Source organism: Paenibacillus sp. ATY16 (assembly GCF_003399985.2).
GTDB lineage: Bacteria > Bacillota > Bacilli > Paenibacillales > Paenibacillaceae > Pristimantibacillus > Pristimantibacillus glycanilyticus.
Genome location: NZ_NMOK02000033.1, coordinates 249,516 through 270,035 on the forward strand (window position 1 = coordinate 249,516; position 20,520 = coordinate 270,035).

Annotated in this window: 22 protein-coding genes and 1 riboswitch; of the genes, 18 read left to right on the forward strand and 4 right to left on the reverse strand. The window is 53.1% G+C overall.

Going from position 1 to position 20,520, the window contains the following annotated elements:
- The first annotated feature begins 17 nt into the window (after positions 1 to 17).
- Positions 18 to 1,079: a BtaManbiosPhlase gene (locus CFI03_RS19770; RefSeq protein WP_248758853.1), complete on the forward strand. Its 1,062-nt coding sequence runs from the start codon at positions 18 to 20 to the stop codon at positions 1,077 to 1,079.
- Positions 1,080 to 2,168: 1,089 nt separating this feature from the next.
- Here the strand turns inward: CFI03_RS19770 and CFI03_RS19775 are convergent.
- Positions 2,169 to 2,981: an ABC transporter permease subunit gene (locus tag CFI03_RS19775; protein WP_248758855.1), complete on the reverse strand. Its 813-nt coding sequence runs from the start codon at positions 2,979 to 2,981 to the stop codon at positions 2,169 to 2,171.
- Positions 2,978 to 3,889 carry an ABC transporter ATP-binding protein gene (locus CFI03_RS19780; protein ID WP_248758856.1) on the reverse strand — a complete coding sequence of 304 codons (912 nt, stop codon included), beginning with the start codon at positions 3,887 to 3,889 and terminating at the stop codon, positions 2,978 to 2,980. The genes CFI03_RS19775 and CFI03_RS19780 overlap by 4 nt, the downstream gene beginning before the upstream one ends.
- A gap of 156 nt (positions 3,890 to 4,045) precedes the next feature.
- Here CFI03_RS19780 and CFI03_RS19785 point away from each other — a divergent pair, with 156 nt between their 5' ends.
- The 16 genes from CFI03_RS19785 (at position 4,046) to CFI03_RS19860 (ending at position 17,181) form a co-directional block, all read left to right on the forward strand.
- Positions 4,046 to 4,648: a TetR/AcrR family transcriptional regulator gene (locus CFI03_RS19785; RefSeq protein WP_248758858.1), complete on the forward strand. Its 603-nt coding sequence runs from the start codon at positions 4,046 to 4,048 to the stop codon at positions 4,646 to 4,648.
- A gap of 72 nt (positions 4,649 to 4,720) precedes the next feature.
- Positions 4,721 to 4,897, forward strand: coding sequence for a DUF3934 family protein (locus CFI03_RS19790; RefSeq protein ID WP_127499107.1), 177 nt, complete (start codon positions 4,721 to 4,723; stop codon positions 4,895 to 4,897).
- 249 nt (positions 4,898 to 5,146) lie between these two features.
- The gene (gene tenA / locus CFI03_RS19795) at positions 5,147 to 5,839 is read left to right on the forward strand and encodes a thiaminase II (RefSeq protein ID WP_248758860.1); all 693 of its coding nucleotides are present in this window, start codon (positions 5,147 to 5,149) and stop codon (positions 5,837 to 5,839) included.
- On the forward strand, positions 5,836 to 6,660 hold the full coding sequence (locus tag CFI03_RS19800; RefSeq protein ID WP_248758861.1) for an ABC transporter ATP-binding protein: 825 nt from the start codon (positions 5,836 to 5,838) through the stop codon (positions 6,658 to 6,660). Before tenA ends, CFI03_RS19800 begins: the two co-directional genes overlap by 4 nt.
- On the forward strand, positions 6,660 to 7,409 hold the full coding sequence (locus CFI03_RS19805; protein ID WP_248758863.1) for an ABC transporter permease: 750 nt from the start codon (positions 6,660 to 6,662) through the stop codon (positions 7,407 to 7,409). Before CFI03_RS19800 ends, CFI03_RS19805 begins: the two co-directional genes overlap by 1 nt.
- Before the next feature lie 54 nt (positions 7,410 to 7,463).
- The gene (locus CFI03_RS19810) at positions 7,464 to 8,474 is read left to right on the forward strand and encodes an ABC transporter substrate-binding protein (RefSeq protein ID WP_248758864.1); all 1,011 of its coding nucleotides are present in this window, start codon (positions 7,464 to 7,466) and stop codon (positions 8,472 to 8,474) included.
- Positions 8,475 to 8,701: 227 nt separating this feature from the next.
- Positions 8,702 to 9,724, forward strand: coding sequence for a thiazole biosynthesis adenylyltransferase ThiF (locus CFI03_RS19815; RefSeq protein ID WP_248758866.1), 1,023 nt, complete (start codon positions 8,702 to 8,704; stop codon positions 9,722 to 9,724).
- A 22-nt stretch (positions 9,725 to 9,746) separates the two neighbouring features.
- Positions 9,747 to 10,391, forward strand: coding sequence for a thiamine phosphate synthase (thiE, locus tag CFI03_RS19820; protein ID WP_248758867.1), 645 nt, complete (start codon positions 9,747 to 9,749; stop codon positions 10,389 to 10,391).
- Positions 10,375 to 10,572, forward strand: coding sequence for a sulfur carrier protein ThiS (gene thiS / locus CFI03_RS19825; RefSeq protein WP_127499094.1), 198 nt, complete (start codon positions 10,375 to 10,377; stop codon positions 10,570 to 10,572). Before thiE ends, thiS begins: the two co-directional genes overlap by 17 nt.
- 7 nt (positions 10,573 to 10,579) lie before the next feature.
- A complete protein-coding gene (locus CFI03_RS19830; protein ID WP_248758868.1) occupies positions 10,580 to 11,359 on the forward strand; it encodes a thiazole synthase in 780 nt (259 codons plus the stop codon).
- A 34-nt stretch (positions 11,360 to 11,393) separates the two neighbouring features.
- Positions 11,394 to 12,500, forward strand: coding sequence for a glycine oxidase ThiO (thiO, locus tag CFI03_RS19835; RefSeq protein ID WP_248758869.1), 1,107 nt, complete (start codon positions 11,394 to 11,396; stop codon positions 12,498 to 12,500).
- A 23-nt stretch (positions 12,501 to 12,523) separates the two neighbouring features.
- Complete coding sequence (gene thiD, locus CFI03_RS19840; RefSeq protein ID WP_248758870.1) at positions 12,524 to 13,351, forward strand: bifunctional hydroxymethylpyrimidine kinase/phosphomethylpyrimidine kinase; 828 nt, start codon at positions 12,524 to 12,526, stop codon at positions 13,349 to 13,351.
- A gap of 46 nt (positions 13,352 to 13,397) precedes the next feature.
- A complete protein-coding gene (locus CFI03_RS19845; protein ID WP_283094631.1) occupies positions 13,398 to 13,769 on the forward strand; it encodes a hypothetical protein in 372 nt (123 codons plus the stop codon).
- A 96-nt stretch (positions 13,770 to 13,865) separates the two neighbouring features.
- A riboswitch (cyclic di-AMP (ydaO/yuaA leader) is annotated at positions 13,866 to 14,004 on the forward strand.
- Between the two features lie 182 nt (positions 14,005 to 14,186).
- Positions 14,187 to 15,197 (forward strand): KamA family radical SAM protein, encoded by a 1,011-nt coding sequence (locus CFI03_RS19850; protein ID WP_201008298.1) that lies wholly within the window; start codon positions 14,187 to 14,189, stop codon positions 15,195 to 15,197.
- Between the two features lie 67 nt (positions 15,198 to 15,264).
- Positions 15,265 to 16,371 (forward strand): alpha/beta hydrolase, encoded by a 1,107-nt coding sequence (locus tag CFI03_RS19855; protein WP_248758871.1) that lies wholly within the window; start codon positions 15,265 to 15,267, stop codon positions 16,369 to 16,371.
- Positions 16,372 to 16,671: 300 nt separating this feature from the next.
- The gene (locus CFI03_RS19860) at positions 16,672 to 17,181 is read left to right on the forward strand and encodes a C40 family peptidase (protein WP_248758873.1); all 510 of its coding nucleotides are present in this window, start codon (positions 16,672 to 16,674) and stop codon (positions 17,179 to 17,181) included.
- Between the two features lie 113 nt (positions 17,182 to 17,294).
- Here CFI03_RS19860 and CFI03_RS19865 read toward each other — a convergent pair whose 3' ends face one another.
- Both CFI03_RS19865 and CFI03_RS19870 read right to left on the reverse strand, forming a co-directional pair.
- Positions 17,295 to 18,362 carry a CapA family protein gene (locus CFI03_RS19865; RefSeq protein ID WP_248758875.1) on the reverse strand — a complete coding sequence of 356 codons (1,068 nt, stop codon included), beginning with the start codon at positions 18,360 to 18,362 and terminating at the stop codon, positions 17,295 to 17,297.
- Between the two features lie 13 nt (positions 18,363 to 18,375).
- Positions 18,376 to 19,422: a YheC/YheD family endospore coat-associated protein gene (locus tag CFI03_RS19870; protein WP_127499076.1), complete on the reverse strand. Its 1,047-nt coding sequence runs from the start codon at positions 19,420 to 19,422 to the stop codon at positions 18,376 to 18,378.
- A 218-nt stretch (positions 19,423 to 19,640) separates the two neighbouring features.
- On the opposite strand from CFI03_RS19870, the gene CFI03_RS19875 reads away from it, so the two are divergent.
- Positions 19,641 to 20,390: a YheC/YheD family protein gene (locus CFI03_RS19875; protein ID WP_248758876.1), complete on the forward strand. Its 750-nt coding sequence runs from the start codon at positions 19,641 to 19,643 to the stop codon at positions 20,388 to 20,390.
- The last annotated feature ends 130 nt before the right edge of the window (positions 20,391 to 20,520 follow it).

Sequence of the window (20,520 nt, forward strand, 5' to 3'; positions counted from 1 at the left end):
AAGAAAGGACTCCTCTTATGAACATCTATAGATATGAACAGAATCCATTGGTTACGCCCGCGGACGTCAAGCCTCACCGTCCCGATTTCGAAGTGATCGGCGCGTTTAACGCCGGCATTGCGGAATATAACGGGGAGGTTATCATGCTGCTCCGCGTTGCTGAACGGCCTATCAGTCCGGACCCGGATGTCGTGCTGGCGCCGGTCTATAACGTGGAACGGGGCGAGCTGGACTTGTTTCCGGTCCGCTTGGACGACGAGGATTACGATTTCTCCGATCCGCGCGTTATCGTACGGAAGGAGCACGCGCCGTCGTTTGAATACCTGACTTCCTTGTCTTACCTGCGCATTGCGCGGAGCAAGGACGGACGGCATTTTACCATCGACGACAAGCCGTTCGTGTATCCGTCCCAATCGCTTGAGACGTTTGGGATCGAGGATCCCCGCATTACGCAGATCGGAGATACCTACTATATTTACTTCTCGGCGGTTTCCCCGGTCGGCATCGGTGAATCGCTCGTGTCGACGAAGGATTTCGAGAGCGTGACTCATCACGGGATGATCTTTGGCCCGGATAACAAAGACGTGCTGATCTTCCCGGAACGCGTGAACGGCAAGTATTACGCGCTGCACCGTCCAACGACAAAGAGCTGCGGACGTCCGGAGATGTGGATTGCCGAGTCCGACAATCTGCTCTATTGGGGCAATCACCGCCATTTAATCGGTCTGCGCGACGGCATGTGGGACAGCGGCCGGCTTGGCGGCGGCGCCGTGCCGATCAAGACGGACAAAGGCTGGCTCGAGCTGTACCACGGCGCGACCAAAGACAATCGCTACTGCATGGGCGCGGTACTGCTCGATCTGAACGATCCGTCCAAGGTTATCGCCCGTTCCGGCAATCCGATCATGGAGCCGGAGGCCGACTATGAGCAGAACGGCTTCTTCGGCGGAGTTGTCTTCTCTTGCGGCGCGCTGGTAGACGGCGATCGCATCCGCATGTATTACGGAGCGGCCGACACGTCCATGGCCTGCGCCGAGCTTAGCCTAAGCGAGATTCTGGATAGTCTGGAAGCCGTATAAGACTGCTAAAAAAGCCATCCCTTCCGCCTTCGGCAAGGGATGGCTTTTCATGTTGCGGACGTGCGGCACCGGGTTAAGACCCTGGCAGGGTCTTAACGGGCGAAAGTGAAGTGATATTGGTGATCATAAGACCCCGCGAGGGTCTTATTTGCATAGGCAAGGCGGTGAAAGTGCATGTTGCGGGCGTTCGGCGTTGGGATAAGACCCTGGCAGGGTCTTAACGGGCGAAAGTGAAGTAATATTGGTGATCATAAGACCCCACGAGGGTCTTATTTGCATAGGTAAGGCGGCTAATGTGCATGGTGCGGGCGTTCGGAGTTGAGATAAGACCCTGGCAGGGTCTTAACGGGCGAAATCCGAGTAATATTGGTGATCATAAGACCCTGCCAGGGTCTTATTGGCATAAGTAAGGCGGCTAATGTGCATGGTGCGGACGTGCGGCGCTGGGATAAGACCCTGGCAGGGTCTTATCGTGCGAAATCCGAGTAATATTGGTGATCATAAGACCCCACGAGGGTCTTATTTGCATAGGCAAGGCGGCTAATGTGCATGTTGCGGGCTTTCTGGAGTTGAGATAAGACCCTGGCAGGGTCTTAACGGGCGAAATCCGAGTAATAGTGGTGATCATAAGCCCCCGCGAGGGTCTTATTGGCTTAGGTTTAGTGGATACCGACGGTGTTAAGTTGAGGGTGGGGTGGCTTAAGAAGTTGATGGAGAGCTAACCAGATAAGGTCCCTAAGGGACCTTAAGCGGCTCCGTAAGTTGAAAATGGAAGTCCTTAAGGTCCCTTAGGGACTCTAAAGACTAACAATATAGTTGAATTGGCAAGAAAACCGCCAATGTTTGCACACTTAAGGTCCCTAAGGGGCCTTAAGCTGCCTGTCCAAGAGAAAAAGAAAGCCATTAAGGTCCCTAAGGGACCTTAATGGCGCGTAATTGGGGCTGGCACGCAAACGAGCGTCCGGTAAAGTAATGTGCAGCAAGCCGGAGGCATCCCAGTGCGGCTGCATCCCTGAGTCAGGTGCCCCGGACACTGCGCCGCTTGCTAGCCCCGTGCCTGACCCCAGCCGTTTACAGCTACAGCCGCCATTACAGCGGCAGGTCCCGCCTGCTGAAGGAGATAACGCCCGCGGCAAAGCAGGCGATGCCAATCGCGAGCAGCACGAGCGAGGAGAGCAGCGGATCGCCGCTGCCGGCGGCAATATCGCTTGGCCGGTACAGCGCGAAGATCGAGATGTACCGCAGCCACTCGACGCTGTCGCTGATTTTGCCAAGCATATCAAGCGCGAACATGCCGATGACGATAAATCCGGAGGTGCCAAGCGCCTTTTTCTCATCGTTCATAACGGAAGAGATCAGGAAGGCAATGCCGCTTGCCGCGATAAACAGCATCCAGGCCACCACGTTCATCTCCAAGTAACGAGCTCCGTTGAATTCGAACTTATCTCCGATAAACCATACGTAACCGAGAAGTCCGGCGCCAGTTGTGACCAGCATAATAACGAAAAGTCCCGTGGACAAAACGCCTGCCTGGGTTACCGCAACCTGCCGGCGGGTTGTTGGCGTGGACAACAGATAAGACATCGAGCCTTGATCCACCATGCGGGCCATGAGACCGGTCGACAGCATGATGCTGAAGATCGATAGCAGAAGCGGGAGGATAAGCCCGTAATATTCGCCTGAGATAAAAGCTTCCATGCTGCCGAAGCCGCCTTGGATATTAAAGGCGCTAACAACGCCTTCCGGCATCGATTTAATCAATTCATTTAACGCGCCCGTGTTGTCCGCTATGCCTGGATACAGCCAGAACATAAGCAGAATGTAAAAGGCTGAGCCAAACGCGTAATTGCTCATGCCTTTCAGATGGATCTTCATCATTTGCTTAAAAAGGGGAAAGTTCATAAAGCGGCAGCCTCCTTTCCGCCCGTTTCATTCTTCCGGTCATAGTACTGCATAAAGACGTCCTCGAGATTTTGCGCCGTAATGTCCAGGCTCCGCACCTTGTATTTCGCGGCTTCATGAATCAGCTCGTTATAATTGCCTTGCACGGCAACGGTAACCCGCCTTCCGTCACGGGACTCCACAGGCACGCGGCCGCTCTGCGCAAAAGCCTCCGCATCCTCCGGATGCTCGAACACGATCGCAACCAGCTTCCGCTGCATTGACTGCAGCTCGTGAATGTTGTTGGTCGCGACGATAACACCGTCCTTTATAATCGCGGCGCGGTCGCAGGTCCGCTCAATTTCCGGGAAGCTGTGGGAGGACATGAGGAAGGTGGTGCCGCGGGCTTTCTCCTCAAGCACAAGCTCGATGAACAGCTGCTGCATTAGCGGATCGAGGCCGGAAGTCGGCTCATCCAGAATAATCAGCTCCGGTCTATGCATAAAAGCCGCAACGATGCCGACCTTTTGCTTCATCCCTTTGGACATTTTACGGATCGGGGTGGAGACGTCGAACTGAAGCCGTTCGATCAGTTCCTGGCGCCGGGCCGAACTGTCCACGCGCTGCATGCGGGCGAGAAACGCCAGAAATTCCTTGCCATTCATGCCTTCGATAAAAGAGATCTCTCCCGGCAAATAGCCGACCAGCCTCTGCACGGTCCCTTGCTGCTTCCATGTATCCAGCCCTTTAATCGACGCGCTTCCGCGGTCGGGCTTCATGAAGCCCATAATATGGCGGATCGTTGTGGATTTCCCGGCGCCGTTAGGACCAAGAAAGCCAAATACCTCTCCTTGCTCCACGGTAAAGGACACATCGGTAATCCCTTTGCCGCCCGGAAAAAGCTTCGTTAACCCGTCTACGACCAGCATGCTGACCGCACCTTCTTTCGAAAAATTATGAAATTTGATTACTTCTATATTTCATCATTATGATAGGCTCGGCTAAAAGAGAAGTCAATGGGGTTATGAAATCTTTATGTGCTATAATTTCATTAGTTCATATTTATTGGAGAGCCGGAGGGTAACATGAACGGATTCGAAAAAAGAGCCGAGCTGCTTAAAGCAAAGATCAGGGAAACGGTCCTCGCCATGCTTCAGGACTGTGAGCCTAAACATATCCGCATTGCCGACATTGCTTCCGAGGCAGGGGTGTCGCAGGTGACGATCTATAACTATTTTGGCAGCAAGGAGATTCTCATTCGGGAAGCCTTCAAACATTACGTTACGGAGCATGTTGACGATTTCGAAGTATTTATGAGCCGCGGTCCAACGTTTCAGCAGTTCGTGGAGTATGTGGTGAAGGCCGATACGGAAGCGTTCCGCCGCTTTACGCCGGCATTCATTCAGCAGATGATGAGCGGCGATCCGGATTTTGCCGCCTATATCGACGAGGTGACGCAGCAGCGGGCTATGCCGCTTATGCATGCTTTTATAGAGGAATGCAAAGAGAAGGGACAAATCTCGGACAAGGTATCGACGCGGATGATTCTGACTTACGTGAACATGTTTGTCGCGCAATCCCAAAAGCTGCTGGAAGAGGCGCAGCAAAGCGGGAAGGGCGAGCAGTTTTTCGAGGAATTTCTCCACTTGTTCTTTTACGGCGTCTGCGGGATTGAGCCGGAGGCTTAAGCTTAAACATTGCTATTACCGCCCTGCTATTGGTACAATACACCGTATTAGAGGACAAGGGAGCGGTATCGATTGACGAAAGCAAAAAAAAGCGGCATCGGACAAGGAACCGGCAAGAAGGGCTGGAGCCGCTGGGATAAGGCAGCCAAGAAGAAGAGCGCGAAGCGGGTATTCAGCAAAGGGCCGAAGGCAGGAGCAGGCAAGAAGGAAGAAGCCGGCGGAGCGAATAAACCGGATAGCGAAGAATAATAGGTTATTGCCTAATATTCACAGATCCGTTATAGTGAGTGTAATTGCATAAAACGTGCGGGTGCTGGATAAAGTCCGGCTGAGATAGGCAACTTGTTTGCTTGACCGTTAATCTGAACCAGGTAATGCTGGCGTAGAGAACCGATCGAATTACAGCCATTCGTGTATTCGCGGATGGCTTTTTCTGTTGTTCCAGCGCCCCCTCGTTAGTTACCCAAGGTTACTAAATTAAAGGAGTGGCAGAAGGCAATGCAAACGGAAACGATAATAACCGGGAAATTCACCGGGAGATTGTACGAGAGCTCGAAGGGGATCTGGGAACAGAGTCACCGTCATCCTTTCCTCCAGGAGCTGAAGGCAGGGACGCTTGATCCCGCGAAGTTTATCTTTTACCTCAAGCAAGACTACGTCTACTTAATCGATTATGCCAAAATGTTCGCTTACGGCAGCATTAAGGCTAACGACCTCCATACGATGGGGAAGTTCTCCGAGCTGTGCCATTCCATTCTGAACGTGGAAATGGGGCTGCACCGGCAATACGCCGAGCGATTCGGCGTGACAAGGGAAGAGCTGGAGAGTACGGAACCGTCGCCTACCACAATCGCTTATACCAAATATTTGCTTGACGTTGCCGCGCATGGCTCGCTCGCCGAGGTTGCGGCGGCTGTACTGCCTTGCATGTGGAGCTACCGGGAGATTGGCGTCCTGTTCGCCGAAGCGCCCGGCGCGCTTGATCATCCGCTTTACCGGGACTGGATTCTGATGTACAGCTCCGAGGAGTTTGGCGAGCTGACCAGCTGGTGCATCGGCATCATGGATGAGCTGGCGGAAGGTTTGCCGGAGCCGGAGCTGGCGAAGCTCGAGCGGCATTTCATCATGGCTTCCAAGCTTGAATACATGTTCTGGGATATGGCCTACCGAGAGGAAGAGTGGCCGGCGTGAACAGGCAGCAGGTTACCGTAGAGAGGGCTCGGGAAGAAAGCCTACCGATTTCGGCGGGCTTGACTGTTCAAGGGCTGACCTACCGGTTCGAAGGCGAGGAGCCGCTCTTCGACGGACTTGATCTGGAGGTGCCCAAGGGGCAATTCGTCAGTATCGTAGCCGCAAGCGGCATGGGCAAAACAACCCTGTTCCGCCTGCTCGCCGGTCTACTCCAGCCCGAATCCGGTACGATTACGGCAGCTGGCGCCGTTCCCGGTCAGCGCAGCACCATCGGCTATATGCCGCAGCGCGACTGCTTGATGCCTTGGCGGACGGTGCAGGATAACGCCGCTATCGGTCTCGAGCTTGCCGGCGTGCCTAAGCGCGAAGCAAGGCGCAGAGTGCTTGAAATGCTGCCTGAGCTAGGGCTTGCCGGCACGGAAGCGAAATATCCGCATGAGCTGTCGGGCGGCATGCGTCAGCGGGTATCGTTCCTCCGCTCCTTGCTTGCCGGCGGGGAGCTGATGCTCCTCGACGAGCCGTTCAGCGCGCTTGACGCGATGACCCGGATCAGTATGCAGCAATGGCTGCTTGAGGTGTGGGAAGTTCACAGGAAGACGATTCTGTTCATTACGCATGATATCGACGAAGCGCTGCTGCTCTCGGATCAGGTCCTTGTTGCGGCATCAAGACCAATTAAGCAGCTTGAATCGCTTGTCGTCGATTTGCCGCGCCCGCGTACCTATGAGACAACGCTTGACGAGCGTTTCGCCTATTTGAAGCGAAGGCTTCTTGGGCAGCTTGGCCGGATCCCTTCCCATGCGGAAGGAGGTCCAGGCTGATGAAGCTGCTTAAGGATAAGCTTCCAATCCTTCTGTTTATTTTGCTGCTGGCCGGAGTCTGGGAGCTTGGGACTCGGCTATTCGATGTTCCGGGCTATATCATTCCCCGGCTGTCGGATGTTTTTGCCGCGCTTCTAAATCACGCAGCGCTGCTGGGCAAGCATTTTGCCCTGACGTTATGGGAAGCGCTGCTTGGTCTAGCCTTCTCGGTCGTGTTTGGCGTGTTGTCCGCGATCTGGATCGACAGCTCGAGCCTTGCGCGCAAGACGATTTATCCGTTAATCGTAGCCTCGCAGACCATTCCGATTATCGCGTTGTCGCCGATCATGGTTATGTGGTTCGGTTACGAGATCGGTAGCAAAATTTCGGTTGTTATACTTTTTACCTTCTTCCCGATAGCGGTAAATACGGCGGACGGCTTCCGCACGGCGGACCGCGAGATTGGGGAGCTGCTCCGTTCCATGAGAGCAGGCAAAGCGCAGCTGTTTCTGAAATGGAAGATTCCTTCCGCGCTGCCGTCCTTCTTCACCGGACTAAAAATGGCTGCCGCCATCAGCGTTGGCGGAGCTACGCTTGGCGAATGGCTTGGCGGAGAATCCGGGCTTGGCGTCTATACGAAGCGTGCGGCAAATATGCTTCGCGGGGACGACGTGTTCGCAGGCGTACTGCTCTTGTCGCTGATGGGGATTGCCTTGTTTGTTGCCGCGCAAATGATAGAGAGACTGGTGCTGGGGCATCGGCGGAGTTAGATCGTGTAAGAAATCGCTAAATAGCCATTTATTCTTAAGGAGAGATATCGTATCATGCTGGGAACTTATCATAATCGATTCATCAAATCAGGATTAGTTGTAGGTCTTGCATTCGCCTTGCTGCTGACTGCATGCTCATCAGAGAAGAGCGGCAGCGCCGGGAAAAAGACGGAAGAGTTAACGGTGCTGCTGGACTGGTATCCCAATGCGGTACATACGTTTTTGTATGCGGCGGAGGAACAAGGGTATTTTGAAGAAGAAGGGCTTAAGGTCAAGCTTCAGACGCCTGCCGATACGAACGACGCGCTGAAGCTGGTTGCTACGGGCAAAGCCGATCTGGCGCTCAGCTATCAGACGCAGGTGGCCGTTGCCTGTTCGGAGGATATCCCGGTCGTATCGGTCGGGGCGATTGTGCGCCATCCGCTGAATCAGCTGTTTGTGGCCGAGGGTACGGGGATCAAGACGCCCAAGGATCTCGAAGGCAAAAAAATCGGCTATCCTTCCTTACCGCTCGATGAAGCCATGGTTAATACGATGGTGAAGGCGGATGGGGGCGACCCGTCGAAATTAAATTATGTCGATATCGGCTGGGATCTGATTCCGGCGATGACGACAAGCCGCGTCGATGGCATTATCGGCGGTTATATCAATCACGAGAAGCTGCTGCTCGAGAAGGAAGGCGAGAAGCTGATCTCGTTTAACCCGGCGGATTACGGCGTTCCGGATTATTACGAGCTGGTGCTGACGGCAAGCGAGAAAGAGCTGGATAGCAAAGGCGACACGATCAAAAGATTCCTCGCGGCCGCGGCGAAAGGCCAGGAATATACCGCAAGCCATCCGGATGAAGCGCTGAAGCTGCTGCTGGATAAGCAAAGCACCGACTTCCCGCTGGATGCGGATATCGAGAAGCAAAGCCTGCAAATTTTGCTGCCGCTGATGGATGCGGGCAAGGTGCCTTTTGCCAGCCAATCCGAGGATTCCTGGAATAACATTATTACTTGGCTGACGGAGCATGGTGAGATTAAGAAGCCGGTGAAGGCGGCGGATGCTTTCCGCAACTTGTAGGTTATATGGGTTGATGCTTACGAAGTAAGAATTGCCACAATGGCCTTAAAGAGGCCATTTGTGTGACCATTCTTTAAGCGAATGCTTACGAAGTAAGAATCGTCACAATGGCCTTAAAGAGGCCATTTGTGTGACCATTCTTTAAGCGAATGCTTACGAAGCAAGAATTGCCACAATGGCCTTAAAGAGGCCAATTATGTGACAATTCTTTTTAGGAGGGTTGGCAGATGGATGAGACACTGGATAGATATTCAAGGCAAATGCTGTTTGCGCCAATCGGCGAGTTAGGTCAGCGGAAGCTGAGCGAAAGCTCGGTATGCGTGATCGGAATGGGCGCGCTTGGCACCGTGCTGGCGAATCATATGGTCCGCGCCGGTGTCGGACGGGTCCGCATTGTGGACCGGGACTATGTGGAGAAAAGCAATCTGCAGCGCCAGATGCTGTATGACGAAGACGATGTGCGCGAAGGTTATCCGAAGGCGATTGCCGCGGAACGCAAGCTCCGCCGCGTCAATTCGGATGTGCGGATCGAAGCGGTTGTGGCGGATGTGACCGTCCATAACATTGATGAGCTGCTTGACGGCATGGACCTTGTACTGGACGGAACGGATAACTTCCAGACCCGGTTTCTGCTCAATGATGCGTGCTTCAGCAAAGGCATTCCGTTCACCTACGGGGGGGCGGTCAGCTCGCGAGGCATGAGCGCGATACTGGTGCCGGGCAAGACGCCTTGCCTGCGCTGCTTCCTCCCTTCGGCGGACAGCGGCGGCCAAACCTGCGATACGATAGGCGTTATCGCGCCCGTTGTGGATATTGTCGCTTCCTACCAGGCCGTAGAAGCGCTTAAATATTTGGTTGAAGCGGATGGAGCCAGACGGAATAGTCTGGTTACCTTCGATTTATGGAGCAACTATTACTACGAAATGAAGCTTGGCGAGGCGAAGAAAGACTGCCCTTGCTGCCAGCTGAAGGAATATCCGGCGCTGCAGGTGACGGAAACGGATTCGACGGTATCCTTATGCGGCCGCAGCACGGTTCAGATCAGCGGACATGGACAACTGGATTTGGGACAATGGAGCAAGCGGCTGGAGCCGGCTGCGGTGAAGGTAGAGCTTAACGCTTATTTGCTTAAAGCCGAGCTGCCGGAAGGAGAGCGGCTGGTGCTGTTCCCGGACGGCAGGGTGCTTGTGCAGGGGACGGAGGATCTTGTCCGCGCCAAGACGCTGTACGCGAGATATATCGGATATTGAACATAGAGGAGATGAGAGCAGGATGAAGGATTTTCGTCTGTATGCGATCACGGGAGAACAATTCCATCCCGGCCGCGACATGCTGGAAGTGATGGAGGAAGCAATCAAAGGCGGCGTGGATATTATTCAGCTGCGGGATAAGGACGGCAGCCCCGAAGAGGTGCTGCGCAAGGCGAAGGCGCTGCGGGAGCTGACTCGGAAATATGGCGTGACGTTTATCGTCAATGATTATATCGACATAGCGCTGGAAGTAGACGCCGACGGCGTCCATCTCGGGCAAAACGATGTCTCGCTCACGGAAGCAAGACAACGCGTCGGAAATAAAATCATCGGCATTTCCACCCATGCGATTGAGGAAGCGCTGCTTGCGGAAGAGCAAGGCGCCGACTATATCGGCGTGGGGCCTGTATTCCCGACAAAGACGAAGGTGGATGTCGTTGATCCGGTAACGGTCGAATATGTACGGCAGGTAGCGGAAAAGGTCCGCATTCCTTTTGTCGCGATTGGCGGAATTAAGCTGGGCAACGTGGATGAAGTGCTTGCGGCAGGAGCAACAAGAATTTGCGCGGTGAGCGAGATTGTCGGAAGCTCCGATGTCGCGGGCACGTGCCAGGCCTTCCTCCGCAAGCTGGAAGGGGCGGGAGAGTCGCATGCTGCTGATCGTTAATGGCGAGTCCCAAGAGCTGGATGCCCGCACGATCGGGGATGTCATTCATCATTTCGGGCTGGAAGGGCGTCCGGTCGTCGTTGAAGCGGATGGCGAGATTATCGCGAAGGAACAGTGGCCGGATACGGAAGTAAGGCCGCGGATGAAGATAGAGCTGGTTCATTTTGTCGGGGGAGGCTGAACGTAGGATGAAAAAGGATGTATGGCGTATCGGGGAACATGAACTCACCTCGCGGTTTTTTATCGGGACGGGATTATTCCCAAGCCCTTACGTGCAGAAGGAAGCGATCCGTGAGTCGGGAGCGGAGGTGCTGACCTTTGCGATCCGCCGGATTAACCTCGCTTCAACCGAGGATGATTCGATTCTGCAGCATGTGGAAGGGGAAACCTTCCGCTTTCTGCCGAATACGTCCGGCGCAAGCACGGCTGAGGAAGCCGTCCGTATTGCCCGGCTCGCAAGAGCTTCGGGGCTAAGCGATTGGATTAAAGTCGAGATTAGCGCCAACGAGCGCACGCTGCTGCCCGATCCGCTCGAGACGCTGAAGGCAACGGAAATTCTCGTCAAGGAAGGCTTTACGGTCCTCCCTTACACATCGGATGATCCGATCCTGTGCAAAAGGCTGGAGGAGGCCGGAGCGGCGGCCGTCATGCCGGGAGCGGCGCCGATCGGTACCGGGCTTGGTATATTGAATCCGTATAATATCGGTCTGATCGTGGAGGAAGCGAAGGTGCCGATTATCGTGGACGCGGGCCTTGGCTCGGTCAGCGACGTGGCGCAGGCGATGGAGCTTGGCGTGTCCGGCGTCTTAATGAATACGCCGGTTGCCAAAGCGAAGGATCCGGTTGGCATGGCGCGGGCGATGAGGCTGGCGATTGAAGCGGGGCGTCTGTCGTATTTATCGGGACGGATTTCGAAAAAGCGTTACGCATCGGCAAGCAGCGGTCACGAGCAGTTTATTGTGAAGTAACCCGCCGATTACAAGATAGAAAGCTGGTCTAATCATGGGAGAAACGATTGTCATTATGGGCGGAGGCGTAGTGGGTCTCTCCTGCGCTTTCGAGCTTCAGAAGCGGGGGCATCAGGTCATCGTCCTGGAGATTGGCCGCTGCGGCGGGCAGGCCTCCGGGGCTGCGGCCGGGATGCTTGCCCCCTACTCGGAAAATGTGGAAGGGCCGGATGATTTCTTCCGCCTGTGCCGGGAAAGCCTGCGGCTCTACCCATCCTGGCGCGACGAGGTCCGGCAGGTATCCGGGCGGACGTTCGAATACACCGATTCGGGCAGTCTCTATATTGCCTATCACGAGGCGGATCGTCTGGCTCTGGAAGGGCGTCGCCTCTGGCAGAACGAGCATGGATCAAGCGGTATTGTGCTGGAAGGGGATGAACTGTTCCGACAGGAGCCGATGTTGTCCCGCGAGGTGAAGGCCGCTCTCTACACGCCGGAGGAAAGCCATGTGTACGCGCCGGATTACGTGTTGGCGCTTGAGCAGGCATGCCGGCTGACCGGCGTTCGAATCTTCGAGCAGCTAGGCTCGGTAACCGTCGATAAGTGGCGCGACGATGTCGTTGTTACCTCCGAGACCGGCTGGAGCTTTACCGGGGATCGGCTGATCGTCTGCTCCGGCGCCTGGGCACAGGAGCTTGAGGAGGTATTCGGCATCCGTATTCCGGTGTACCCGATCCGCGGTCAGATATGCGCTTATGAAGCGGAAGTAAAACCGGTCCAGCACATGGTGTTCTGCAATCAGGGCTATTTGGTTGCAAAAGAAAACGGTACGCTCGTATGCGGAGCTTCCGAGGATGTGGCGGGCTTTGATACAACCGTTACGGAGCGTGGAATCGAGCGGCTGCGCAAATGGAACAAGCAGGCGTTTCCGTTTCTGGAGGAGCGGGAGCCGTTCCACCGCTGGGCAGGCCTCCGGCCATCCACGCAGGACGGTTTCCCTTTGCTTGGACCGCTAGAGGAATCGGGCGGCCGCGTCATTATGGCGGCGGGCCATTACCGCAACGGCATTCTTCTAAGTCCGGTAACGGCACGAGTTGTGGCCGATTATATCGATAACGGCAGCAGGCTGCCGGCGTTTGCGCCGGAACGGTTTTCCTACTAAACGATAAACGGGGTGAAATACAAATGGCGGAATCCATAAACGGCAATGTAGCCCGGGCTTTGACGATTGCCGGCTCGGACAGCGGCGGCGGAGCAGGCATTCAGGCGGATTTAAAAACGTTCCAGGAGCTTGGCGCTTACGGGATGTCTGCTTTAACGGCGATTACAGCGCAAAATACGCTTGGCGTGCAAGGCGTATTCCCGCTCACCAAGGAAGCGGTAAAGGCCCAGATTCACTCCGTCGGCAGCGATATCGGCGTTGACGCTTTAAAGACCGGCATGTTGTTTAGTGCCGAGATTATCGAGGAAGTAGCCGAGGCGATTGCTTTCTTCGGCTGGAAGAAGGTTGTGGTCGATCCGGTTATGATCGCAAAAGGCGGCGCGTCGCTCCTTCAGGTAGAGGCCGTGCGGGCTTTAACCCGCAAGCTGCTGCCTCTGACGATGATCGTAACGCCAAACATTCCGGAAGCCGAGCATCTGACCGGTATGGCCGTGCGCAACAAGGCCGACAAGCTTGAAGCGGCGAAAAAGCTGTCCAGCCTTGGCGCCCGTTATGTCCTGATCAAGGGCGGGCATGAAGCGGGAACCGAAGCGGTGGATCTGCTCTTCGACGGCAGCGGCTACAGCGAGCTGGCAGGCAGACGGATCGAAACGGCCCGCACCCATGGCACCGGTTGTACGTATTCGGCTGCGCTCACTGCAGGCCTTGCTCAAGGGCTTGATATCGAGGAAGCCGTACGCCAGGCAAAAGCCTATATACAAGCCGCCATTGAAGACGGCATTACCGTCGGCGGCGGACATGGCCCAACGAATCATTGGGCCTATCGAAAGAGAGGATTAGTCCCTAAATAGCGGGACAAGATCCAGTCCTAATTCCGCGCTCCCCGTCATACATATGATGAAGAGGAGCGTGAATAAGGTGGAGGATAACAAAGTCAGGCGTTATTATCAGCTTAAGCAAAAGCAGAAGGAAATCGAGCAGGAATTATCCGAGCTGCGCGGTGAAATTATACAGCATTGCGCCGAGCTGGACCTCTCCGAACTGGAAGTAGGCAGCTACAAGGTGAAGATTGTTTCCCAGGAGCGCAAGGAATTCGATGAGAGCAAGCTGTATGCTGCTCTTCCCGATCCCGATGTATGGCGGCTGCTCTCGAAGCCCGATACCTCCAAAATCGCCGGTCTCATCAAGCTGAACGTTATTTCGGAGGATACCATCAAGGATACGTTTTCGGTTAAGCACTTATTTCTTCTTCAAGTGGATAAGAAATGACCGCAGAGATTTAACATAACCCCGCCCAATCTTCCTCGGGAAATTGGGCGGGGATTTTTATTGATTAATTGTTGACAATATTACGAATTGTGAGATAATTATAATAAGCTTAGTTCTCGGCGTTGCCGAGAAGCGGGGAAACCAATCTTTTGGGGCGAATCAGCCGGTTATCGGCTGTAGGGAACCATCTATCCCGAGTCCGTCAGCTAACCTCGTCAGCTTTGAGATGGGTCTTTTGCGAATAACATTGCAAACGATAGACCCTTGCTGGGTCTTTTTCTGTTTTAAAGGCCCAAATTGCGCACAGACCATATCCATGCTCTGTGCTGCGGGGGTCTTTTTTTTCATTTTTCGTGGAGGTGGGATGGACTTCCCGGCATAGGTGATGCTTTTAATAACCTTTTGGAGGGATGCGAAATGGTACAACCAATGGCCGATAACGGTAGATCGGCAGGTCTGTCGGAGGCGGAAAGAGAACGGCTTAAGAAGCATTTTCGCGTCAATGATTATTACTTAAACCTGATTGACTGGGATGATCCGAAGGATCCGATCCGCAAGCATCTGATTGCGGCTGCGGGGGAAGCCCCTCACGGGCTTCAGGAGTTTTCTTGGGAAGCTGCCGGCTGCAAGCACATTTATCAGTCGATGGTTCTTCTTCCCGTGTCCCAGGCAGCGGAAGGAATTGCGTACATCGCCGAACATAACGAAATTCATAAGGTTGTGCTGACGGGCGATAGTCTGATGTTAGGTATTTCCAAGCTGACCCGAATAATCGAGCAGCTGCGGAATATCGAGCATATCGGCACGATTAGGCTGGATTCCAGAATGCCGGTTCATAATCCGATGAGGATTTACGAGGACCATGAACTGTTAGAGATGTTAAGCCGGTTCTCGAGTCCGGAGAAACGCATCTATTTAATGACCACGATTAACCATCCGAGGGAAGTAACGGCCGAAGCGAAGAAAGCCTTTAATGCCCTTCACCAGGCGGGCGTAATCGTTCTTAATCAAACCCCTATTGTCAAGGGCGTTAACAATGATCCTCTTCTGTTAGGCAAGCTGATCGATCAGCTGTCCCAGGCTGGGGTTTCGCCCTATTCCTTTATCATTAACCGTCCCAATCCTTCTTATCCCGAGTCTAGTCTATCCCTGCAAACGCAGTTCTCCATCGTTCAGCAAGCAAAAGAACTAACCGCGGAGCTTGGGAAGCGGATCCGGCTTCTGATGGCCCATGATTATGGCAAGGTTGAATTGCTGGATATAGAGGGCGGCAAAGCCTACGTGAAATACCATCACTATCAAGAAGAAGGAAAAGGCCGTTTTATCATGCTGGATTGTCCTCCTGAAGCATCTTGGCTGGAGGATTTGTCGGAGCACGATGATCATATGGTCTATCTGCCGTCCGGTCAGCCTGCCAAGAATAAATAAAGGATGTTCATAAGCAAAAGGAGAAGTAAGAAGGGATCGTATTTCACATCCCGGGAGGCTTCTATCAATGAGAGTATACGGCCAGGAAATCGTGAACGCCCTGCAGGCTCAGCAGGAAGAAGCAAACTTGAACGGCACGCAGGTTATTGTAAAGGTTAATCCGGAAGAGACAAGGGCCGGTTATCTGGATCCCTACGAGCTTCAGATTATTAGGAAATGGGCGGGGGAACAAAAGGCTGCCCCAGCCCAGCCTCCGTCGCCGGAGGAGCAGCTTCGGCTTATACGCGATTCCATGGGATTTCCGAACCGTAATTTGAATACGGTGGAGATTTACACCGGATACGAACGCGTAAAGCTTGGCGACAATGAGGTTGGCCTATGGCGGTATTATCCGCGCAAATCGATGCGGAAGCCTAATAAACCTTGTCTCATTTATATTCACGGCGGCGGCTGGATCGGCGGTACCGTGTTTGCGGTGGAGAACCCTTGCCGGCTGATTGCCGAGCTGGCCGATGCCGTAGTTTTTAATATTGATTATTCCTTGGCTCCGGAGCGTAAGTTCCCTAACGGATTTAACGATTGCTTTCATGCCGTTCAATATATTTACGAGCATGCCGAGGAATACGGCATCGACCGGAACCGGATTGCGGTAGGCGGCGACAGTGCCGGCGGCAATCTGTCGGCCGCCGTAGCAACCAAGGACCGGGATCTGGGTACTCGCATGGTAGCTCAGCAGGTGCTCATTTATCCGTGCGTGACCTTCCTTAACGGGGTGAACGGTTATCAGTGGGAGCTGTCCCAATTCGAGATGTCGGATGAGCAGAGGGCGATGATAGATCCGATGCTGGGGATTGGACGGCCGACCGAGGCCGACCCGGAAGGCAGAAAGGCTTGGGAGCTTTATTTGCCGCATGAGGAGGAGGTCCGTAATCCTTATGTCAGTCCGCTTCTGGCTGACAGCGCTGGATTACCGCGTACGTTGTGCGTAGGAGCTGAATTTGACGGGCTGCGCATTCAGTCCGAAGTATACAGCAGGCAGCTTGCGGCAGCCGGCGTACCGGTCAAGACGATCCGGTACAAGGGATGTACGCATGCTTTTATTGACCGACTGGGCTTTGTGCCGCAGGCCGAGGATTTATGTATCGAAATTGCAAATGCTTTGAAAGCACTATAATAGAAGAGATCATTTTTCCAAGCCCGTTCTTCCTTGATGGAAGAACGGGCTTTTTGCGTTATTTCGCACACGAAATATGAAAAATCAGGATTATAGCATAGTTGATAGGACGCAACAAGTAAGAAAATACTCATCAAAGACTCATCCATTCTCAGAAAGTGGTTAAGACCCAAGAAACGCCTAGATTACAGCATTCTTAACGCTTTCATTTACCGCTCGTTGCCAATTTTTGCGGGTGTCCTTGGGGTTCTGAGCCAATTTATAATAGCCCTATCAACAAGTTAGGGAGTGAGTATTGAAATGAAATTCATGACTAAAATTGCTATGCTGCTGGTAGCTATCGCCTTGCCGGTAACGGCCCTGTTGCACACAACCGCGGATGCGGCCATGTCTGCGGATGCAAAGAGGAACAAGATTGTTTCCACCGCATTGAACCTGAAAGGCAAAGTGAACTATGTAAGCTGGCAGAACCGTCAAGAGAAAAAAGCCCCTTACGCTACGGATTGCTCCGGCTTCACAGCGCTTGTATATAAACTTGCTAATGTTGGCGTTACTCTGGTTAACCGTGATGATGATGATCAAGCTAAAGTAGGTAAAAAAGTAGGCTACGGCAACTTCAAAAAAGGCGATCTTCTGTTCTTCTGGAACAGCGGCTCGAAAAATCATAAAGACGTAGGCCATGTCGGCATCTACATCGGCAACGGCAAAATGATTCATAACGCAAGCCCTTCGAAGGACGTTATCGTATCGAACGTTAACGATAGCTACTATAAACAGCGTTTCATCGTGGGACGTCGCGTGATTAACTAGATTGCTGATTAGGTGAGTTAACGCTTACACTGCGCAATCGAATATTCCTTTTAATTGCTTAAAGGAACAGGGAAATGCCGTACGGAGTGATCCGTACGGCATTTTTTTTGCGGTTAGATGATTTCCGCGTTGACGGAGTCGGGATCCTTTACGATATGCTGGCGGACATGCTGGATCATCTTTTTCATGCGGACGGCTTCGGCGCTGGACGGGTCGAGCTTTTTTAAATGGGCGGTAAGCGGGAAGACCTTAAAGGCGCTTCGGCCTCCCGTTTTGCTGATCCGCGTCCAGGTTGGAATAAAGTCGACCTTCTTAATGCGAATGGTGCCATCTTCAAGCTTGCGCACCTGGAGCTGAGTAATGAGTCCGGTTAAGGTATGGTCGTTGTAATAGAGGCGGGTCGAAATGATATTGCCGAGGGAATAAATGGCGAATCTGCGGATACCCGATCCGCTTTTGTAGAAGACGGCTGGCTGAATGGTATGCGAGTGGGCTCCGAGTATAATGTCAGCGCCGTTTTTGAATAATAATTGCACCATATCCTTTTGCTTTTGCACCGGGTAATTCGAGTATTCTCTGCCCATATGCAGGCATACGATAGTCAGATCGACGTTTTTGGCTTTCAGCCGTTTCAGGTCGGAGACCATTTTGGCCGGATTGATCAGGTCAACCGCCCATTTATGGTCCGAGGGAACCGGTATTTTATTCGTGGTTTTCGTATAAGCAAGGAAGCCGATCTTGATGCCTTTGACTTCTTTCACGACTAGACTTTGCGATTCATTCTGCGTCCGGTAAGTTCCGGTATGGGCAATCCCCTTGGCATCCAAAATTCTGAGCGTACGCTTCAGACCGTTAATGCCGTTGTCCATGCAATGATTGTTGGCTGTCGAGACAAAGTCAAAACCAAGATTTTTTAAGGTATCGGCAAAAGCGTCCGGGCAGTTGAACATAGGCCAGTTCGTACGCGGATGGCGTTTCACCACACTGTAAGCGTCCTCGGAGGTTTTACCCGCAAATACGGTTTCCAGGTTGCCGATGGTCAGATCCGCATTGCGCAGATAAGGGGCGATCGGTTCGAACAGATGGTCGAAGGAATAGCCTTTTTCTCCTTTGCAGGAGTTAATAATACGCGTCTTCATCAGGAAATCCCCGACTGCGGCTATCGTTATTTCCGTACTCATGATTCATCTCCGTTTATTGGGTTTTTGACAGCAGGCTGCGGGCATATTGAAAATGCGTATGCAGGCATTGCTCCCAAGCTTTGAGTCCATACAGCTGCCGCATAATTTTTTTTCCCGGCTTGATGTTGATTTCAAGCAGCCACAGCTTGCCGTGGACATCAACCGCGAGGTCAATGCCAAGCTCGCAAAGGCGGGCGCCATACGATTTTTCCGTAAACGTCGGAATATATTCCGCGAGTTCGCGGACGGATTTGGCGAGCGCTTCGCCCTTCTCGTCGCCAAACTCTTTTTTTAGATAGGAGCTTGCTTCAAAGGCATGGCCGCCGCTCTTCAGATTGGACGTAATCCGTCCGCGCTGCGCTTCCCGCACGGCAATCCCCGTTGTCTCCCAGTTCCCTTCGCTTTTCTTCAGCATCAACGCGCGAATGTCGTAAATAATTCCTTGCTTGTTCCGGATATCGATCCACTGCTGCATGATTTGGCGTTCCTTGCTCAGCGCGCGTCTAATTAACGAACGGATACCAACAGCGCTCGTTAATCGCGTTTGTTCGCCGTTTTTTTGCACTTTATACTGTCCTTGCTCCAGCGTGACGCGTACGATATCTCTGCCGCCCCAGCCGTTAATCGGCTTCAGCATGACGCTATTATACTTTTTCACAAAGGCTAAAAAGCTGCTAGAGTCCTTCACCAGTTCAGTAGGCAGAAGATACGGCTTCAGAACGGGGGAAGTGAGCAGATGGTTCTGGATCCGGATTTTGTTACCGATGCCGTAGCCGGTAAAAGGGAATGAAGGTGCCTTTTTGACCAGAGTGGCTCTGGCGACTTGCGATCCTTTGTAAAATCCGATATCCATGTTCATCCGGGGAAAAGGCATGGTTTGCCTGCTCCATGTTCCGCCTTTATATACATAGCCTGTTATTCTTCGGGTTGTCAGGTTCACATCTTTAGGGGTGTAAACGAGAATGCCGCTGAACTTCTCGGCGAGGGCTGATTTGGCATGTCTAGCAAAGCTTCCCGCATGGCCGATCCGGTGGGTCATGATTCCTAAGATGTCGCTCATCTTTGTTTCTCCTGTCCTGTGGCCTTAAGCTGTAGTCGGAACTGTGTATTATCATATGAAGCATGATATTTGTCCGGCATGGGATAAACGCCTATTCCTCAAGGGGGAGGCGTCTGATGAAGGTACTTTTTGCGGGGGGGAGGAATAGTATGGAGCAAGCGATTAGCCTCACGCAGAAGGACATGTAACTGCTGTACATCAATGGAGGAGATTCCACCATGAAAGGCTATATGATTAAATATCCGGGGCGCAAATGGTTAAAGCATGTAGCACTGTCGGGTGAAGAAGAGCTCCGTGATTACTTGCCGGATACGGAGCAATTTACGCCAAAGGGTTTTATCAGCATGATTGACCGTTACCCCGTCCTGTTCGTGAAGCCGGATCTTGGCATGAAGGGACAGGGCGTCATGAAGGTTTATTATAAGGATGGCCGAATCGTCATTCGGACGGAGGACAGCCGTTATTCGTTCCAATCCGCGAAATTCGCGGCCATCAAGCTGAAGCAGTTGATCGGAACCAAGCGGTATCTTATGCAGCAGGGAATCGATCTGATTCAGATTAACGGGAACCCCATAGATTTTCGCATCCTTTTGCATTTGCGCCGGGACGATACGTGGAAGTTTTTTGGCGTTATGGGCAAGATGGCGGCGCCTAACCGGTTCGTGACGAATCATAGCAGCGGGGGGAAAGCGATCCGGCTGCATCAGGCGCTTGGCCTTACGAGGCAGGAATGCGAGCCGTGGGAGACGAAGCTTCGGGATATGGCGTTGAAGGTTGCGCGCGGGATGAAAAAGCATTTTCCGCTCATTACCGAGCTTGGACTGGATATCGCGATCGATACCGAGCACCGCGTCTGGCTGCTTGAGGCCAATACGAAACCGCAGTTCCAGCTGTTCCGCTATCATTCCAATCCCAAGCTGTACGCCCAGATCGCCTCTTCGGTGAAGCATATTAGAGGAGAGGGGTAGGGGGAGTTCTGTTGAACTTTCCTTAGCCGAATGATTGTTGAATTTGCAAATCATGGTTTATAATGGAACTAGCTAGAATAGCGTGTGAAGCACACCGCTCTTTTCCGTTGCTGACGGAAGGGGGCGGTTA

Bases quoted from the DNA above. Each gene is read 5' to 3' on its own strand.
- CFI03_RS19770 (WP_248758853.1), top strand. From the start codon at position 18: ATGAACATCTATAGATATGAACAGAATCCATTGGTTACGCCCGCGGAC.
- CFI03_RS19775 (WP_248758855.1), bottom strand. From the start codon at position 2,981: ATGAACTTTCCCCTTTTTAAGCAAATGATGAAGATCCATCTGAAAGGC.
- CFI03_RS19780 (WP_248758856.1), bottom strand. From the start codon at position 3,889: ATGCTGGTCGTAGACGGGTTAACGAAGCTTTTTCCGGGCGGCAAAGGG.
- CFI03_RS19785 (WP_248758858.1), top strand. From the start codon at position 4,046: ATGAACGGATTCGAAAAAAGAGCCGAGCTGCTTAAAGCAAAGATCAGG.
- tenA (WP_248758860.1), top strand. From the start codon at position 5,147: ATGCAAACGGAAACGATAATAACCGGGAAATTCACCGGGAGATTGTAC.
- CFI03_RS19805 (WP_248758863.1), top strand. From the start codon at position 6,660: ATGAAGCTGCTTAAGGATAAGCTTCCAATCCTTCTGTTTATTTTGCTG.
- CFI03_RS19810 (WP_248758864.1), top strand. From the start codon at position 7,464: ATGCTGGGAACTTATCATAATCGATTCATCAAATCAGGATTAGTTGTA.
- CFI03_RS19815 (WP_248758866.1), top strand. From the start codon at position 8,702: ATGGATGAGACACTGGATAGATATTCAAGGCAAATGCTGTTTGCGCCA.
- thiE (WP_248758867.1), top strand. From the start codon at position 9,747: ATGAAGGATTTTCGTCTGTATGCGATCACGGGAGAACAATTCCATCCC.
- thiS (WP_127499094.1), top strand. From the start codon at position 10,375: ATGCTGCTGATCGTTAATGGCGAGTCCCAAGAGCTGGATGCCCGCACG.
- CFI03_RS19830 (WP_248758868.1), top strand. From the start codon at position 10,580: ATGAAAAAGGATGTATGGCGTATCGGGGAACATGAACTCACCTCGCGG.
- thiO (WP_248758869.1), top strand. From the start codon at position 11,394: ATGGGAGAAACGATTGTCATTATGGGCGGAGGCGTAGTGGGTCTCTCC.
- thiD (WP_248758870.1), top strand. From the start codon at position 12,524: ATGGCGGAATCCATAAACGGCAATGTAGCCCGGGCTTTGACGATTGCC.
- CFI03_RS19845 (WP_283094631.1), top strand. From the start codon at position 13,398: ATGAAGAGGAGCGTGAATAAGGTGGAGGATAACAAAGTCAGGCGTTAT.
- CFI03_RS19850 (WP_201008298.1), top strand. From the start codon at position 14,187: ATGGTACAACCAATGGCCGATAACGGTAGATCGGCAGGTCTGTCGGAG.
- CFI03_RS19855 (WP_248758871.1), top strand. From the start codon at position 15,265: ATGAGAGTATACGGCCAGGAAATCGTGAACGCCCTGCAGGCTCAGCAG.
- CFI03_RS19860 (WP_248758873.1), top strand. From the start codon at position 16,672: ATGAAATTCATGACTAAAATTGCTATGCTGCTGGTAGCTATCGCCTTG.
- CFI03_RS19865 (WP_248758875.1), bottom strand. From the start codon at position 18,362: ATGAGTACGGAAATAACGATAGCCGCAGTCGGGGATTTCCTGATGAAG.
- CFI03_RS19870 (WP_127499076.1), bottom strand. From the start codon at position 19,422: ATGAGCGACATCTTAGGAATCATGACCCACCGGATCGGCCATGCGGGA.
- CFI03_RS19875 (WP_248758876.1), top strand. From the start codon at position 19,641: ATGAAAGGCTATATGATTAAATATCCGGGGCGCAAATGGTTAAAGCAT.